The organism is Mucilaginibacter sp. Bleaf8 (assembly GCF_018390515.1).
Classification (GTDB): Bacteria; Bacteroidota; Bacteroidia; order Sphingobacteriales; family Sphingobacteriaceae; genus Mucilaginibacter.
Window position 1 is genome coordinate 56012 of sequence record NZ_JAHBBK010000008.1, and the last position, 17700, is coordinate 73711.

The window sequence follows — 17700 nt, forward strand, 5'->3', positions numbered from 1 at the left end:
TACGAATATAGTTTCTTAAAAGTTGCTGCTCTTTTAAAATAAAAAGCAAATATAGCACATCAATTTGGAACCCGCAGCGACTCTTTAAGCCATAGCAACTGGAACATAAAGTAATCAAAATTCATTTCGTGGGCTTTATCAGGCGCTACACGGAATTCTTTCTGGTAAGTGGTTAATTTGTTGTACATACCAAAGCTGCATCTGGGTGGGCAAAACTCATCCAGCAAACCAACGCCCATTAGTACCGGGCAACTTATTTTACTGGCAAAATTTTGCGGATCGTAATAATCCCACACGGCCAAAAACTTAGCTTCAGTAAAACTGCCGCGGCGTATTTTTAAATAATCCTGAAAGCGGTTTACCGGCCAGGTAGTTTTAGGGAACGACGTACCGATGTGATAAGCATCGTGCATATCGGCATATAGCGGCAACTCGAAGGTACAGGCGGTTACCCGCTTATCCAGCGCTGCTACCACAACAGCCAGCGTGGCACCCTGGCTACCGCCCAATACGGCGACTTTAGAAGTGTTAAGCCCCAGATCGGCATGCGACATAATGAAGTCCAGTCCGCGGATGCAGTCCATGTATACACCGCGATAAATATAGCGGTCGCGGTTTTCGATGTTGGTTACATTGTACCTGTCTGCCTGCGGCGCTACGATATCCCGGCTCATGCCGTTGCCGCGCACATCAATAGCAAACACGGCAAAATCGGGTTTATCAGTTTCAGGTTTCATGGGGATGTTATATCCAGGCAGCTTGTAAATTACCGGCCAGTTTTTACCCTCGGTAGGTACAGTAAGCCAGCCGCGTATTTTTACATTATCCAGCGAACGCATTTCTACCTTATATACTCTCACGTCGCGGTTCGATTGTTTTACATCTTCGGTTACCGTATACTCGGGCTTTACTTTGCCTAACTGATCTTTAGCCTTAGCCCAAAAGCTGTCAAAATCGCCCGGCATATGCGATTCGGTAACAATTTTTTCGGGCGATACTACGGCAACCCTTCTTACAGTATCATCATAATAAGATAAATTAAGGGCGAAGTGCAGGCGGTATACACCCGGCTTTTGCTGCGGTACACGCACATTGTACGTACCCGATCCGTTTTTACCTAGGCGTACCGATGTACTGCCCGACCATACTTTTTTCCAATCGTCGGTCAGTAGCTCATAAGTAAGTTTGCCGTCCTGCCGAACATCATAGGTGCTTTTTACCTTCAGTTTGTAGGCTATGGATCCGTTTTCGCTAAATATAGCGTTCTTGTGTCCCGGCTTAGCTTCCATAAATATTTCGCCCTTCGGGTCATCTGCGTCCTCCTGTGCAAAAGCAACACTGCCTGTAGTAAGCAGCAACAGCAGGCAGCCGGCAAACACGAATATATTGGTCACCCTGTGTAATAACATGGTATAACTGATTTAAACTGTAATTAAAATTTATAGATCATGAACAATGAACCGCCCGAACCGATGGAGGCATTGCGGCCAACCACGGTGTAAAAGGCGCTGGCAAACACAGATACTTTGTTGGTAAACTTGTGCCCGTAACTGGCTGTGGTTTTTACATAATAGCCATCGTAAACCAAGTTGGGGTTGCCGGTAACAACCAGGTTTTTATTGGAACTGAAAGATGTAACGCCGCCTACATCAAAAGTAAGCTGGTTTTTCTTGCGCTCATCGAGCGGGGTACCAATGTTTACATCATACACAATTTGGTTTGGCCCCTTATTATCAAAATAACGACGGTATCCGGCTTCCATGTTAAAGTATGAGCTGCTTACAAAAGCGCCGCTGAACATCAGCTTACCCTCGGCGCCTACTGTGCCATACCCCAGCGGAACACCTGTTTGGTTAACCGAATACAAAGGCGCAATGACAGTGCCTTGCACCGACAGGTAGCGCTTGTATTTAAAAGCCGCTATATTATAGCTTAAGCCTACGGTAGCATCGCCCAGGCCCGATTGTGTTTGGCTACCACCTACAAACTTATTTTCGAGGGTGGTAAAGGGTAAACTAACATACAAATCGGTACGGCGGCTTAAACCGTAACCGGCGGTAACACCGGCCGTAACCGAGCTGAACTGGTTACCCGCACCGGTAACTACCTTACGACCGTTTGCATCCCAGTAATTTTTGGAGTAATAAAAGCTGAGCGACGGGACAATGATGTGGCGGTACTTACCTATTGGCCAGCCGGCATAAGCCTTCGCTGTACATACCAGCAGTAATGCACTTAGTAAGTGTCTTTTTTTCATGTATGATGAAATTGTATAAGCAATAGGTGCGCTTTCAGGCAAGCGGCTGCGCCTCTTTTTTAACCGGTTTGTTGTTCTTAATCAGGAAATCTGATTTGCGGATGTAATGGTTCATCGGCTCTTCAATAGTTTTGAACAGCAGTATGGATAGCGCATTAAGCAGAATAAACTGCAGTACCAGGTTCACTGTATCATTCTCAAACGGCGAATGCCAGTCTAAACCCTTTGCATCATACCATTCAAAAACACGGTCGTTCAACCAGTTCAGTCCATCGTTCAGATAATTGCGGATGTAACCTAAGTGAATAAGATAAAATATATAGGAGCTTTTGCCCAGCAGTTCTACAAAAGGGTTCGATAAAACTTTTTTCATCACAGTACCTTCGGTTACCAGGCCATAAAAGAACAGTGCAATAGCAATAGCCAGCAGGTAATTGTTGGTGATAATACCCAGCGGATTGTGCAGGCCGGCGGTCCACCCTTTAGGCACGGGTAATTGCGACATAACGCCTACGCATACAAAAATCAGCAGAAAACCTATATAGGTGTATTTTAAGTTGTTGGTACGGTTGGTTCCTTTTTTAAGTAAGATGAGGGCCAGTTGTATACCCACAAAAAATTCAAAGCAACGGCCTAAAAAGGTATGGATCATCATGAAGGTGAAGTTGCCGAAAAAGCCATACCAGTTTACATGACTAAATATAAGCACCAGCAATGCACCTACCCCGGTAATAACCAAAGGCTGAATGTAAAACTGTTTATATTTTTTAGCGATCAGAAAAATGAAAGGCGCTGCAAAATAAAAGCACTCCTCCACCGTAAGCGACCAGCCTTGGGCAATTCCGGTAAACTTTAAATCGTTAAAAAATCCGCGTACAAAAGTAACGTTCATGAGCAGCGCCGTCCAGGCAGAGCTGAGGTTGCCGGTAACGCTTTTATCGCCCGAATAGCCGTAGTAAACAAATGCGCCCACTGTAAGCAGCAGGTACATAGGGTAAATTCGGGCTACGCGGTTTTTTAAGTATTGCTTAAACCAGTCGGTAGTTAAATAAAAGTTATCGTAATACCGGTATGCGATCAGGAAGCCCGAGAGCACGAAGAAAATGGTTACCCCAATGTGGAACTCCTGTAGAAATCTTTGCACACCATGTGGAAAGTTACCGTCGAATACATAATCGTAATGCGAGATAAATACCAGGTAAGCAGCTAAGGCACGTACACCCGTTAGGGCCGGTATGTACTTGGGTAAAGCTTTTTGCAACACAATAGTTAAATTAAACTGTAACTTAATACCATATTATTTGCAAAGCAAATACCAAAGCTCCGTTAAACCAAGGCCGAACCTTGAATTACACCGCGGCTCAGTATCTTTTGATCGATATAATGCTGTATTTCCGACTTTTTAAGATTCCAGTTTGGCGCAATCAGCAGTTCCCAATCCGATATACCAAACAAGCGCTGCACCACTACATCAGGCCGAACCAGCGGCAGCAGCTCACATAAAAACTCAGCATACTCATCCAGTGTAAAAAGCTTAAATGGCTCGCGCTTATACTTAACGCCCATCACCGAACCTTCTACAATGTGCAGGTGGTGAAATTTCACAAATTTGATCTGTTTAAAACGGTTAATCTCGTCGGCATATTTAAGCATCATTTCTTTGGTTTCCCAAGGGAAGCCGAAGATGGTATGCACGCAGATATCCAGTTTACTGTTTTCAGTAAGCTTCAGGGCGTTTATCAAATCCTCATGGGTACAGCCACGGTTAATCTGGGCCAGGGTATCATTATAAATGGATTCCATACCCATTTCCAGGTCTACGTCAAAGCGGTCGGTATAGCTTTCCAGCAGAGCTATCTTCTCGGCATCGATACAATCGGGACGTGTACCTACCGAGAGGCCTACAATATCTTCGGTATTGATGCTCAGGGCCTCATCATACAGCATTTTAAGATAATGTGTTGGCGCATAGGTGTTGGTATTGGGCTGAAAGTAAATAATAAACTTATCGGCCTTGTTACCTTTACGGGCACGCTCCATACCCTGTATCACCTGCTCACGCAGGGAAGGGTTATTACGCGATACCGATGGCGTGAATGAATCTACGTTACAGTAGGTACAGCCACCATAGCCTTTTGAGCCATCGCGGTTTGGACAGGTAAAGCCACCATCCACAATTACTTTAAATACCCTTTGCCCCTCATACTTTTTACGCAGCCATGCTCCGTAATTGTTATATCCTTTAAATCCTTGTGCAACTGTAGCTTCTGTAACCTGCATATCCTGCAAAGATACGATTTTTGCTTTTGGATTTGATTTAGTGCTTTTTAGGATTTACAATGGGGTTATAAATGGAGTGGGTTTATTTAATCTTTGGAGTGCTATTCTATAATGCAATGCGTATTGAACATCCATTAGTGGTTATTTACTTCCTTCGTCTGCTCATTGCCGCAGGGGCTACTTACTTTTTCTTGATAAAAAGTAAGCAAAAATCAAGTCATCTCCTCTATGCTTCTTTGCCGCACAAGGCCATTGCGCTGCAAAGGCAGGCAGCACCACGGCTGTTTAGCTTTTACCCCTGGTTTCGCACACAGCCCCTTGCTTCTGCAAAAGCTAAAGGCCCTTGCCAACCGCACAAGGCCAACATGGCTGCCCGCCTTTCATCCGAAGCCGGGAGATGACGGGGAGTTGGAGCGGGAAACAAGAACTTCTCCTCACTCTGTGCACCTCGAACCTCACTCCTCAAACGAGCATTGGGCTACTTTCGCACCCGGCCGGGAGTATGGCCTGTAGCGATAGCAGGGATTGCGAAAGATAGGCCTTTTGCTTACTTTGTGGCTATGACAAAGTAAGTAGCCCCTGCGGCAATGAGCAGACGAACGCCTGTTCCAGCAGAGGCTATTATTAAATACCAGTAAAAGCTCGAGTAAGCTAAGCTCACTAACTTACCGCTTCTCAACCCTATCATAAAACCCGCCAAACGAATTCATCTTCACGGCATCTTCCTGGAAGAAATCGCCGGGGAAACCGAGTGGTATTTTGCTGGCTTCGTCCAGGCGTTGCAGGTGATCGTTGCTTAACACCACATCAATAGATCTCATATTATCATGCAGTTGATCCAGCTTGGTAGCGCCTACAATAGGTATACAGGAGAAGCCTTGCTGCACCGTCCAGGCCAGGGCCACATGCGATGGGGATACCTGCAACTCGTCTGCAATAGTCACCACCTCGCGGGTTATGCGCTCGCTATTCTCGTTCAGGCGGTTGCTTTCAGCTTTAATACGGCCTTTATCGCCACGCAGGTATTTACCGGTTAGTGCACCGCCGGCCAAAGGCGCCCATGGCGTAACCGTCATGCCAAAGTGCTTGGCCATAGGTATCAGTTCGCGCTCGGGTGTGCGTTGCAGTAAACTGTATTCAACCTGCAGGGCTATTAACTGGCTCCAGCCCATCAGTTCGGCCAGTGTATTGCCTTTAGCTACCACCCAGGCAGGCGTATCACTAATGGCAGCGTAATTTACTTTGCCTTGGCGTATCAAATCATCCAATCCGCGCAGTACTTCGTCTATAGGGGTAATGTTATCCCATATGTGCAGGTACAAAACGTCTATAAAATCGGTTTGTAGTCGTTTAAGGCTTTCTTCCACGCTACGCATCATATTTTTGCGGTTATTGCCTGATGCGTTAGCATTGGTTTGATTATCCTTGAGGGTGTATTTGGTGGCCAGCACAAAATAATCGCGATCATGGTTCTGCATATACTCACCGATAATCTTTTCGCTGGTACCCAACTTATATACATTGGCCGTATCCAGAAAGTTGCCGCCGGCTTCGGCAAAGGCATCCATAATTTCAAAGCTGGTTGCCTTGTCGGCTCCCCAGCCGCCCTCGGTACCAAAGCCCATCGTACCCAGGCAAAGCTGTGATACTTTAAGGCCTGACCGGCCCAGTAATTTGTAATTCATATACAAGCGGTATTAGTAGTGCAAGTATAACAAAAACCGTAAGCACTGGTTTATACCAGTGAGGTTCAAAATAGGCCAAAATGCAAAAGGGCGATAGAATAACCATCGCCCTTGTAATATGATAAAGTAATACTTTTAATTAACCGTGTATCCAGCTGAACTTATATTCCAGCATCGGATTTTTCATACGCTCTGCCACACGCAGTAAACGATTAGGCAATGCCATGATATAATCACGTGCTTTTTCACCAGCTTCGTTAAGCTCGGTACGGCTTTCCAATTGCCAGTCTTCAATCAATTCTTTCAGAATGTCAACATAGTCAACCGCGGTATAAATACCCAGGCGTTGTGCAGCATCGGTGAAATGACCAAAGGTTTGGCCTACTTTTAAGCCTACCTCGCGCAGAAAATGCGCCGGCATTACAATCTTTTTGCGCATCATATCTTCAAAGGCCAGCATAGCCTCATTGGCATCTACCTCAAATATTTTACTGATAAAATGCTTATAGGCTTTAGCATGACGGGCCTCATCTGAAGCAATAACACCACACATTTTTGACAGCAGCGTATCGCCATCCTTTTTAGCTTGTGAAGCTACACGACGGTGTGATACGTTGGTCGCCATCTCCTGGAAAGAAGTGTAAATGAAGTTGCGGTATGGGTCGGTACCGGTACCGATATCAAAACCATCGGCAATCAGATACTGGGTTGACACCTCCATGGCACGCATATTTACACGACCCGAAAGGTACAGGTATTTATTCAGCAAATCGCCGTGGCGGTTTTCTTCGGCAGTCCAGTGGCGGGTCCAGGTCATCCAGCCGCTATGCTGGTCTTTATCCACACCCTCTACCATGGATAACCATGACTCGTAAGTAGGCAAAGCCTCCTCGGTAATGGTATCGCCAATCAGAACGGCAACCAAATCATAAGATAAACCTCTGGCACTTTCCTGCAATTCTTTAATCTCTGAAAAGAAAGTATCCCGGGTTGAATCAGGCAACAAATCAGACGGCTGCCATATTTGTTCAATAGGCTTCAAAAATTCATGCATCTTTTCGAGCATGTATTTTTCAATATGTTTCATTACCTCGCGGCGCTTCTCTTCAAAAAATCTCATATTCGTACTTAGTAGGCAAAGCTAATCATATTTGCCGGGTTAATTGTTATTTATTCTTATTCTTTTTACTGACATATCCAATAGCTTGTTTCATACAATCGGGCAGTTTGCTTAAAGATGGCTTTCCGCTGAAGATTGAAAAATTGCCGTCATACTCCCACAACATGCCGGGTATGTGTAATTCTTTAAGCGCTGTGCGCACCGCCTTAATATACCGGCACCTGCTGTCCAGATCGGCATATTGGTTGTATACGCCATACTCGCCGCATATTACAGGAACGTAATATTTAGCCGACCAGTTTTTAACAATTTGAAGTTTATCTCTGACAGACTGCTCATTACCATCTGTTTTATATAGCTCATAATTACTTTCACCAGCGGTACCTTTTGCCTTTGGGTTAAGTGCTGGAAAATTTTCCACAGTATAGGGAAAAGGCACCCCGGTTGTAGCCACCTGATCGCCCACCCATGGCGCACCCTGGTGGGTAAATAAAAAAGGTTCATAAAAATGGCAGGTGTAGATAATGTTGTTATCAGCCAGCCGTACAAACCTGCTCAACTCATAAATACTATTAAAGTTAGAAGCCCCTACCAGCAATGTCCGTTTCTTGTCGATAAGCCTGATGGCTGTTACCATATTGTAAGCCGCATCTTTCCATTTCTGCGGATCCATGTGCGGCGGCTCGTTGTATAGCTCAAAAAACAGCTGACCGGCACTTTCGCGCTGGTACTTTTTAGTTAACAAAGTCCATATTTTAATTGCTTTTTGCGTTTCCTGTATGTAAGTATCATCATTTAGTGAGCCCCCGTGATAGTCAATCACCAGCTTAAAGCCGTATTTTTTACATAAGGCCAACACCTCGTCAACCCTTTGCAGGGCCTGCTTAAACTGGGCGGGCCGGGCATTATATACGGCAAAGGCAACGGGCAACCTGATACTTTTAAATCCCAGTTTTTTAAGTAATAGTAAATCGGCAGCTGTTACTTTATGCGCACTGAGCGCGTGTAAATTCCAGGTTTGCTCCAGCCATGAAATACTGATACCATTATCCAAACTCGCCGCCCGGTTAAATACTGTAGCCTTATCATCAGCTACAATTGGTTTACTTTTTGCACATTGGGTGTATAGTACCACTGTTAATAATAGTAAAACCTGGCGAGCTGAAATTTCGTAATAGCTTTTAAAGAATCTCATTTTACTATCAATTAATATTAGGTATGTTTAACAACCTTAATTTATTCAGGTTGGCGTGATGTTGCTAATTCCCCTATTTAAATAAATGATTGCTCAAATCAATAAAGACGAGTACAATAAGGAACTCAGAAAAAAAGCCTGGTTTCAGACCAATAATATTATCTGGAGTATAGTTTTTATATACCCCCTGTTTAGTATTATTGACCTGATTTATGCCAGCGGTATATGGATACAGTTTGCCGTAGCCAGGGTAATAACTGTATTGCTTATCCTTACCTTAAATGCTTATTTTCAAAAAAAGAAAACCGACCATCGCGTACTATTGCACATCAGTTTCTTTTTGCTATCTGCTGTTACCGCTTTGCTGTGTAACCTGGTAGATATTGAAAACTTAACGGCATATTACCTTACTTATTCTATCATTATCCTGTTTTTTAATTTACAGGTATTTTGGGAACCGTTTAACTCCGTAGTGCAGTCATTGATAGCTATTGTGCTACTGGCTATATTTTTTAACAGCTTTAGCCAGTACGAGTTGAGCCTGGTTATTGAGCATGGTGGCCAGTATTTCTTCATTATTGCACTGATATCATGCCTTATACCGGCAGCGCGCTATAAAGTAATACAACGCGAGGTAATGCAGCAGCTCCAAATTGAACACTCCAATGAGCAGCTGAAAGCGCAAAACCGCGACATTGTTGAGAAGAATACCATCATCGACTTACAATACGAGAAGCTACGCAAACTGGACGAACAGAAAAACAGCTTCATCAATATTGCTGGTCACGATTTAAAGAACCTGATCGGCTCTATTGTGATGAGTAATAACATGATTCAGGAGGAGGAGTACCGCCTGAGCGCTGACCAGAAAGAATTTTCGCAGTATATTGCAGATTCGACAGAGAAGATGCAGTACCTGCTCAAAACACTGATGGACGTAAAGGAAATCGAGTCGCCGGAGATTAAATTCAATATGGAAACCTTTGACGCCAACAAGCTGGCGCAACAGGTTTACAAAGGTCTGATTGATACGGCGCTGATGAAAAACGTTCACCTGGTAGATAACATCCAGAAGCTGCCGCTAAACGTGCGTTTAGACAGGGTATTTACCGGCCAGGTATTTCAAAACCTGCTATCAAACGCGGTTAAGCTTTCGCAAACCAATAACAATATTCGCGTGGTAACGAGCTTGCAACGGCAAAAGTTTGTGTTCGAGATCATAGACGAAGGCATTGCCATTGGCCAGCAGGAATTGGATATTATGTTTAACCGCCTTAAAACACTGAACGATGCGTCCGGATCGGCAGCCGAAAGCCGCCTGGGATTGGGCTTATCCATAGCCAAGCTAATGACCCTGGAAATGGGCGGCGAACTTACTTACCGCAGCGATGATAAAGGAAACTATTTTAAAGTTGAATTTTACGCCACTAACTAATAATACGCTCAACAATAAATAATAACGCTCAAAACAAAAGATGAACAAACTACTAACCCGACTAATCTTATTCACGATGCTGTTAGCCGGTAGAACGGCTCTGGCACAAACAACCAACATCTCCTTCAAAACGCTCGGACACGATGACGACGTTATTTATGGAATGAGCGGAGCTACATCATTTTACTTTAAGATCGACCCGTTAGTGAACGTAAACAACAGTAAGGTGGTTATTTATTATGAGCCGTCTCAGGCCCTGATCAAAGACCTCTCTTACGTTAACATATTAATTGGCGACAAACCAGTATATAGCGGACGCCTTACCCGCGATTCGATCCAGAAACTGGTATTGCCGTTAAGCAGCAGTTATCTTACCGAAAATCGCCAGTATCTGAAAATACAGGTTAAAACCTTGCTGACCATTACTGACAATAAATGTAAAGACCTGGATAACCCGGCCATGTGGCTTAAAGTAAAAGGCTACAGCTACCTGGCATTAGCACAGGGCAGCCGCGCGGCTTACAAAAACGTATCCATCAGCAACAGCTTCGATACCAAAACGGCCATTGTATACCCAACCCGCACCGGCCTGAATGATTTAAAAGCTATTGCCTGGGCCTACTCCCGCATTAAAAAATCGGTAGCTACCGGCAACATCCGCGTTTACCCAGCCGACCGCGTGCCTGACAGTGTTAAGAACTATGTAATGGTAGGCGATATTGACGCCTTACCTGCAGATAAACGCCGTTTAATTTCGGTTACGCCTCAAGAAGGCCAGGGCCTGCTTTACTTATACAAAGGCCCTATGGCTACCGATACCACTGCAGCTATGCAATACCGTTCGGCAGCAACACCAAATGCAGCCCGCCAGGCTTTTGCCAGTAACGAAATATTGTTTGTAACCGGTGCTGATGACAGCGGTTATGAAAAAGCCGTAGCTGCGTTAGCTAACCCTAACGTAATCAATACCGCCTATGGCGACTACCTGGTTGTGAACGTAGCGGCGACCGAACTTGCTAAAGGTATTGAGCAAAACCGTTCAAGGTTAACCTTCCGCCAAATTGGTGGTGTAAACAACTTTTTATCGGGCATTGGTTCGCTCCGCAGCTTGTATAACTTCCGCAACAGCGATTTCAGCTTTACACCAAAAGAAGTTGAGATTAAATTTGTAGGTACTTATAGCGGCCTGAATGCAGGCGACCGCGGTTTCTTTAACGTTTACCTGAATGGTATGCTGATCAGCAGCGAAAAACTGAATGCATCGGGCAAGTTAAATACCTCCGTAGTAATTAACCGTTACCAGCACCGCAAGTATAATGCACTTACTACCGAGTTCCGCTTTTATCCAAACAGCGGCAATTGCCAGAACGCATTTACTAACTTCTTCAGCGAAATTGACGTAGACCGCTCTTACCTAGAGTCCAAAAACCCGATTGCCAACAATACACTGAGCTTTTACCAATACCCGGAAGCTTTCACATCAGGCTCAACCCGTATTGTGGTAAGTAAAAATTATACCAAGTATGCTGCCAGCGCTATCGGCGAAATATTATATGAACTGAACAATAATATTGCATCAAATAACTTCCCGCAGTTCAGCTATTCGGATGAGGTAAATGATAATGATCTGAAAAACTCACATATCATTGCTTTATTATCTAAAGATGATATGCTGATGAATAAATTCCCGGATGCACCTATTAAGTTCAATCATTCGTTCCGTTTATATAACAACGCCGATAACAAAACGGTGTACTCCCTGTCTGATTCGGTATCTAATGGCTTGGCACAGATTTTTTATGGCCGCAGCAACAATGCTGTGCTGATACTGACTGCAACCGGCAGCCACGTAGGTGATGCTTTTTTATCGGCATCAAGAGCGATTACCGAGCAGCTATCAACCCTGAACAGTAACGTTTGTATAGCTGATATTAACAACAATAAATACCTGTTCAATATCAATAAAACCGGTGATAACCTGGAGTATACGGACGGTAAAAGCGGACTGGCGCAGTTCTGGGAAAACTATAACCTGTTTGTACTACTGGGCGTATTAGTGCTCATACTGCTTGCCTTCCTGTACGTGCGTAATAAGGTACAGAAATCGCAGGAAATTATTAACGAATAAGCACCTGCTTACCGCATAGCATAAGAAAGCAGGGCTGCTGTCAGTTTGCCCTGCTTTTTTGTTAATGATTATATACATCATCTTATTTTGAATAAATGAGTACAATTATTTCAGAAAGCTTACTTCAAGACAGTGCTGCATTTCCCTATGGCAATGCCTATCATTCTGAAATAGCAAAAATTTTGATTGAGGATGGCTTTTTAAGCGAGTCGGATTTTGAGAAGATAGATAAAGTGTATGCGCAAACCGGCGCCTCATTCATAAAGATATTGCTCAGCTTCGGTTTTATATCCCGTAAAAACTACGAGCGCTCATTAACAAGGGCCGGCTACGTTTTTGAACAGATAAGGGAGCTACCCTATGATGAGGAGGTGCTGAATAAGATTGACCTGAAGTTTGCAGACGAAAGACTTGCATTACCCCTGCGGGCAGACAATGGCAAGCTGGTGTGTGCCATGGCCGATCCTACCGATCAGACTTTTATCGACTTCATCCGGGCAACTTACCAGCTGGAGCCGCACATCATCATTGCATCCGATTTGGATATTACCTGGCTAAGCCACAAGCTACTGGGTACTAAATACGTAAAATCGGCCGTGTTTGAGCTGCTTAATGAAGACCCGGGCAACTCTGCACTTACTACTTTTACAGATAAACAGCTGATTTTTATTTTCTCATTTATTGGGTTGCTTGCTGCCGGATTTGTTTTAAGCTTTAAAACCACAGCTACGGTGCTTAATGTTTTCATGAGCTTGTTCTTTCTGGTTACTATCGTGTTTAAGCTGTTCCTGTCGTTAGTAGGATCGCGCTTTGAATTATATCAGGCGGTTACCAAAAGCGAGGTAAAGGCAATAAATAATAACGAGCTACCGGTGTACACCATTCACCTGCCGGTTTATAAAGAAGATAAGCTGATTAAGAAACTGATCTGGAACCTGCAAAGTATTGACTACCCACGCGAAAAGCTGGACATTAAGCTGCTGATTGAAGAGGACGACGACAAGACGCTGAATGCTGTACGCAACCTGGATTTCCCGGCCATTTTTGAGGTAATTGTAGTGCCTTTCCACATGCCTAAAACCAAACCTAAAGCTTGTAACTATGGCTTGCACTTTTCGCGCGGCGAGTACCTGACCATTTATGATGCGGAAGATATTCCGGATACGGATCAGCTGAAAAAAGTGGTGGCTATGTTCAGTAAACTGCCCGATAACTACATCTGTGTGCAGTGTGCATTGAACTACTTTAACCGCAATGAGAACTTCCTTACCCGGATGTTTACGCTGGAATACTCTTACTGGTTTGATTACGTATTGCCCGGTTTGGATACGCTGGACATTCCAATCCCATTGGGCGGAACCAGCAATCACTTTAAACTGGCCAACCTGGTTGAGCTGGGTGCCTGGGACCCCTTTAACGTAACCGAAGATGCCGACTTAGGTGTGCGTGCTTATGCCAAGGGCTACAAAATTGCTGTACTCAACTCCACCACTTACGAGGAAGCCAACAACGACTTCTTTAACTGGATACGCCAGCGCTCCCGTTGGATCAAAGGCTACATGCAAACTTACCTGGTGCATATGCGCAATCCATCAGCCTTAATTAAAAAAATTGGGATGAGGGGCTTTTTAGGCTTTACGTTTTTCGTGGGGGCCACGCCGATCATGTTTTTGCTGAACCCTATTTTGATATTTATCTTTTTGGCCTATGTGGTATTTGATCTGGAAGTTATCCGCACACTCTTTCCGGACTGGGTTCTGTTCATCTCCATCTTTAACCTGATGGTGGGCAACATCCTGATGATTTACGTAAATATGATGGCCGTGTTTAAGCGTCGTTTTTACGAGCTTATCCTGTTTGCGATAGCTAATCCTATTTACTGGCTAATGCACTCGGTCGCTGCATACAAAGGCTTATATCAACTTATTGTGAAACCTTTTTACTGGGAAAAAACCAATCATGGTTTGAGTAAAACCCACAATCAAAACAACGTTGTTAAATAATGAAACGATTTAAAGCCGTATACCTGATCATCATAACGGCACTGCTGGCTGCTTATTACCTGGCTCTGGGCATATACCTGCATAAAGCAGGTTATACCAATCAGGAGTCTTTATTTTATGTAGAAAAAGCACAAATCATCTTCAGTGGCGTGGGTGATAAGCTGCGTATTATGGGTTTAACCTCCCCTATTTTGCCGTTTTACAGCGTTGTGTTCTTTTCATTATTCAACAACGAGCTGGCACCGGTACTGGCTTCGGCTATAGGAACAGCCGCTTTGTTTTATATCATGGCCAGCTCCATGATGAAACGCAATAAAGACATTTATTACCTGTACCTGCTGGTTGGCATATTTGCATTGCATCCCGGCTTGTTATACACGGCCTGTTCGGGTAAATCCATTTATTTAGATTTGATACTGTTCTTCCTGTTTTTCCTGAACCTGTTAAAGTACTATAATTCCAACACCACCTTCCATGTGTCTGTAGCCAGCTTATTTTTTGTGATGCTGATTTTTACAGATTACAAAATGATATGGCTGAGCTTATTTTTTATACCGCTGGTATTGGCCATATCCGTACACAGCTTAAACCTGGGCGAAAAAGAATCGGTATTTAGGCTGTTCATGAGTTTCAACAACCCATCCCTGCGGCGTAAGCTCATCAATAAAACTTTTTCAATTTATACTATCATCTTTTTGCTGCCGCTGGCATCAGTTCTGATCTACAAAATGCTTAACCTGACACATGCCGATGACTTGAACTACTTTTTAGATAGCCCATACGCAACCTGGAATATTATAACAGACAATTTGGAATATACCATGAAGGAAACTGCTACCAAGTATGATATTTCGGAGGTATCTATCCTGGTATCACTCAAGGCCATTCTGTTTTGCCCGTTAATTGTTTTGGCGATATACCTTTTTAAGCAGCACCTGTACCAGATACTAACACTACTTACACCGTTTGGCCTGATCGAATTTTTAAAAGTAAAATACGATCAAGTGAACCTCGTTTATGAGTATTACCTGCTGTTTTTGATATTGGCGCTATTGTGTATTATCTTTCGGGTCCGGTTTATCAAAAACCAAAACCCGCTGAAAGTATGCCTGATTGCTGTCATCGCAGTGCAGTGCTACATCGGTTATGTATTCCTGAATAAATCAGCTATTGGAGAAGAGAAGAACTTTGCGGAAGCATTATTCAACAGTAAACCCGAGCGTGTAGACGATGAAAATTATAACCTGGCTAAATACATTAAAAGCATGCCAGCCGATACACATATCCTGGCAGATGATGCCGTGGCTTATGCCATTGTAGGTTATACAAACAACATTCAACGCTTTACGATTCCATTTCAATCGGAATATCTGAGCGCCGTTGAAGCACCCGATAAGTACAATGGTTATGTGTTAATTGCAAATACAGGCAACCCCATGTTGAGCTATACACAGCTTACAGAAGCTTATCTGGAAAGTATTAAAGTGAAGAACGAGGCATTGCGGCTTACCAAAGTATATATAACTGATAACTGGACATTGTACAAAATCATGTAATTGTGCTGCCTTATTTATTAAAAGGAAAGCCTTACTGATGCAGTAAGGCTTTCCTTTTGGATGTATTACCCCACCTTGCAACCGCAAAGCTCATGTTGACTTACTAAACTTTAACTAACAAGAAGACGATCAGTCGGGCACAGCAAAAGTGTTTTGCACCCACTCAAATCCGGTACCATCTTGCTTTACATGTCCTAAGCCGGGCCAAGGTAAGTGATAGGAAAATACTTGCTTACGATTTATCGCAAATTCGCGCAATACCTTTTTGCGGGTTGTTACTGCTAAATTAAAATCAGCATCTCCATCAAATCCCCATTCCGGATGTGCAAAAGTTAAAACCGGCGAGTGTACCAAATCCGCAACGTGAACAAGCTCCTGTCCATCCGAATAAACCGTAATGATGCTATGCCCAGGCGTATGCCCTGGAGCCACCTGGAGCTTTAAGCAATTAAATAATCTATCGCCATCTTCAAACAAATGTAACCTGCTATTAATCTTATTCAATACTCGATGTGCTGTATCGACAATTAGATTTTTGGTAACAGCACTATCCATTCTGCTTTTTGACAAATCCGGCGCTCTTTGTTCCCAAAACGCTTTCTCTATACGCGACAAATAAATATTGGCGTTAGTAAACGTTAACTCATTCTTAGAATCTAGCAAGCCGCCTATATGATCCGGGTGCGCATGGGTTAAAATGATATCAGTTATGTGCTCAGGCTTTATACCTGCGGTAAATAAGCTTTTGGTAAGCCAACCGCTGTTTCCACCAAACAGGGTTCCACAGCCGGTATCTATTAAAATTAATCTATCCTCATTTTTAACAACAAGTACATTCATACTTAAATCGGCATGAGTAGTTGGTAAGAAATTAGTTTTAAGTAATTCCAATACTTCAGCCGGACTTGCATCCGGCGCAAAACTAGGTTGTACCGTTGGAAATACAATATGCCCATCGGTAAACACCATTAGTTCCAGAATTCCTAACTTAAACTTATGGCTACTATTACCGAAGTTTGATTTAACCGGGGTAGCAAATAGACTCTTAAATGGCGCAACTGACGATATACCTAATAATAGGCTACTTTTGATAAGCGTTCTTCTTTTCATACCTTTTATTCAAAAGTAACTTAACCGTATCTTTACATCAAGTATGCACTTTTTAGTACCCTAGGAACTAAAAAGTTACTCACCTGACTATCAATGACATTAATATTAGAATGGCTAAAAAACAAGAGGAGGCTCTGTGTGCAGTAGATTTCGCATTAAGACGAATTGGCGGCAAGTACAAGGGGCGCATACTGTGGTACCTTGAATTAAAATCGATTATGCGGTATGGTGAATTGCGCAGAGCCATTAAAGATATAACAGCCAAGATGCTCACACAAACGTTACGAGAGCTGGAGGATGATGGACTGATTGCCCGTAAAGTTTATATAGAGGTACCACCGAAGGTTGAATACAGACTGACACCTGTTGGCGAAGAATTAATACCGTTCATTCGTTATTTAAACGAATGGGGCGAAAAGCGGATGACTATAGAAAATCTTTCGCGTATAGAACAGTGCTAAATAAAAACACCTTTACTAAGCATTGAACAAATAATCTTATAAGCATGTAACGATGATGTAATTGATTGTAAGAATCATTTCATCTTGTTGAGTCAAGAAGCTTGCACCAAGTGCATCCTCATGATCCAAAACAGGGACACACACCTCCTCCCTGCCATGCATCTCCCCCATCTTCAAGCAAAAAGCCCCTGATGCGTAAGCAAGAGGGGCTTGGATTTGTAAGGTTTGGCGCCGACCTACTCTCCCACGTGTTACCGCAGTACCATCGGCTCTGGCGGGCTTAACTTCTCTGTTCGGAATGGGAAGAGGTGGACACCGCCGATATAGGCACCTGAATATTTTTATTGTTGTTTGCTTAACCTTAATGATCAGCCATCAACAATGACATATTATTGAAAGAAGTAGTCGAAAGCTGAAAAGACACAGCTTATTGTTTTGTTTTTTGATTGCGGTGATGTGCCCGGAAAGAG

The 17700-nt window shown here is 43.5% G+C and carries 14 protein-coding genes and 1 rRNA gene; 6 read left to right on the forward strand and 9 right to left on the reverse strand.

Annotated elements, in window-relative coordinates:
• Positions 1-59: 59 nt before the first annotated feature.
• The 4 genes from KHS38_RS21415 to mnmL all read right to left on the reverse strand — a co-directional run bounded on the left by KHS38_RS21415 (position 60) and on the right by mnmL (position 4537).
• Complete coding sequence (locus KHS38_RS21415; RefSeq protein ID WP_213490837.1) at positions 60-1409, reverse strand: acetylxylan esterase; 1350 nt, start codon at positions 1407-1409, stop codon at positions 60-62.
• Positions 1410-1432: 23 nt separating this feature from the next.
• Entirely contained in the window at positions 1433-2257 is an 825-nt protein-coding gene (locus KHS38_RS21420; protein ID WP_213490839.1) for a hypothetical protein, read from the reverse strand.
• Positions 2258-2291: 34 nt separating this feature from the next.
• Entirely contained in the window at positions 2292-3518 is a 1227-nt protein-coding gene (locus tag KHS38_RS21425; protein ID WP_213490841.1) for an acyltransferase family protein, read from the reverse strand.
• A gap of 65 nt (positions 3519-3583) precedes the next feature.
• The gene (gene mnmL, locus KHS38_RS21430; protein WP_213490843.1) at positions 3584-4537 is read right to left on the reverse strand and encodes a tRNA modification radical SAM protein MnmL/YtqA; all 954 of its coding nucleotides are present in this window, start codon (positions 4535-4537) and stop codon (positions 3584-3586) included.
• 71 nt (positions 4538-4608) lie between these two features.
• Between mnmL and KHS38_RS21435 the strand changes: the two genes are divergently transcribed.
• Entirely contained in the window at positions 4609-4938 is a 330-nt protein-coding gene (locus KHS38_RS21435) for a hypothetical protein (RefSeq protein ID WP_213490845.1), read from the forward strand.
• Positions 4939-5202: 264 nt separating this feature from the next.
• Here KHS38_RS21435 and KHS38_RS21440 read toward each other — a convergent pair whose 3' ends face one another.
• From KHS38_RS21440 to KHS38_RS21450, 3 genes are all read right to left on the reverse strand, one after another.
• Positions 5203-6222 (reverse strand): aldo/keto reductase, encoded by a 1020-nt coding sequence (locus KHS38_RS21440; RefSeq protein WP_213490847.1) that lies wholly within the window; start codon positions 6220-6222, stop codon positions 5203-5205.
• A gap of 139 nt (positions 6223-6361) precedes the next feature.
• Entirely contained in the window at positions 6362-7342 is a 981-nt protein-coding gene (locus tag KHS38_RS21445) for an acyl-ACP desaturase (RefSeq protein ID WP_213490848.1), read from the reverse strand.
• Positions 7343-7388: 46 nt separating this feature from the next.
• A complete protein-coding gene (locus tag KHS38_RS21450; protein ID WP_213490849.1) occupies positions 7389-8537 on the reverse strand; it encodes a glycoside hydrolase family 5 protein in 1149 nt (382 codons plus the stop codon).
• 85 nt (positions 8538-8622) lie between these two features.
• On the opposite strand from KHS38_RS21450, the gene KHS38_RS21455 reads away from it, so the two are divergent.
• From KHS38_RS21455 to KHS38_RS21470, 4 genes are all read left to right on the forward strand, one after another.
• Entirely contained in the window at positions 8623-9972 is a 1350-nt protein-coding gene (locus tag KHS38_RS21455) for a sensor histidine kinase (protein WP_213490851.1), read from the forward strand.
• Between the two features lie 40 nt (positions 9973-10012).
• The gene (locus KHS38_RS21460; protein ID WP_213490853.1) at positions 10013-12100 is read left to right on the forward strand and encodes a cellulose biosynthesis cyclic di-GMP-binding regulatory protein BcsB; all 2088 of its coding nucleotides are present in this window, start codon (positions 10013-10015) and stop codon (positions 12098-12100) included.
• Positions 12101-12195: 95 nt separating this feature from the next.
• Positions 12196-14103 (forward strand): glycosyltransferase, encoded by a 1908-nt coding sequence (locus KHS38_RS21465; RefSeq protein ID WP_213490855.1) that lies wholly within the window; start codon positions 12196-12198, stop codon positions 14101-14103.
• The gene (locus KHS38_RS21470) at positions 14103-15659 is read left to right on the forward strand and encodes a hypothetical protein (protein WP_213490857.1); all 1557 of its coding nucleotides are present in this window, start codon (positions 14103-14105) and stop codon (positions 15657-15659) included. The genes KHS38_RS21465 and KHS38_RS21470 overlap by 1 nt, the downstream gene beginning before the upstream one ends.
• Before the next feature lie 129 nt (positions 15660-15788).
• Here the strand turns inward: KHS38_RS21470 and KHS38_RS21475 are convergent, their stop codons facing one another.
• Entirely contained in the window at positions 15789-16769 is a 981-nt protein-coding gene (locus KHS38_RS21475; protein WP_213490859.1) for an MBL fold metallo-hydrolase, read from the reverse strand.
• A gap of 110 nt (positions 16770-16879) precedes the next feature.
• Between KHS38_RS21475 and KHS38_RS21480 the strand changes: the two genes are divergently transcribed.
• Positions 16880-17230, forward strand: a complete 351-nt coding sequence (locus KHS38_RS21480; protein WP_213490861.1) for a winged helix-turn-helix transcriptional regulator — start codon at positions 16880-16882, stop codon at positions 17228-17230.
• A 223-nt stretch (positions 17231-17453) separates the two neighbouring features.
• Here the strand turns inward: KHS38_RS21480 and rrf are convergent.
• A 5S ribosomal RNA gene (rrf, locus tag KHS38_RS21485) occupies positions 17454-17565 on the reverse strand.
• Positions 17566-17700: the final 135 nt, after the last annotated feature.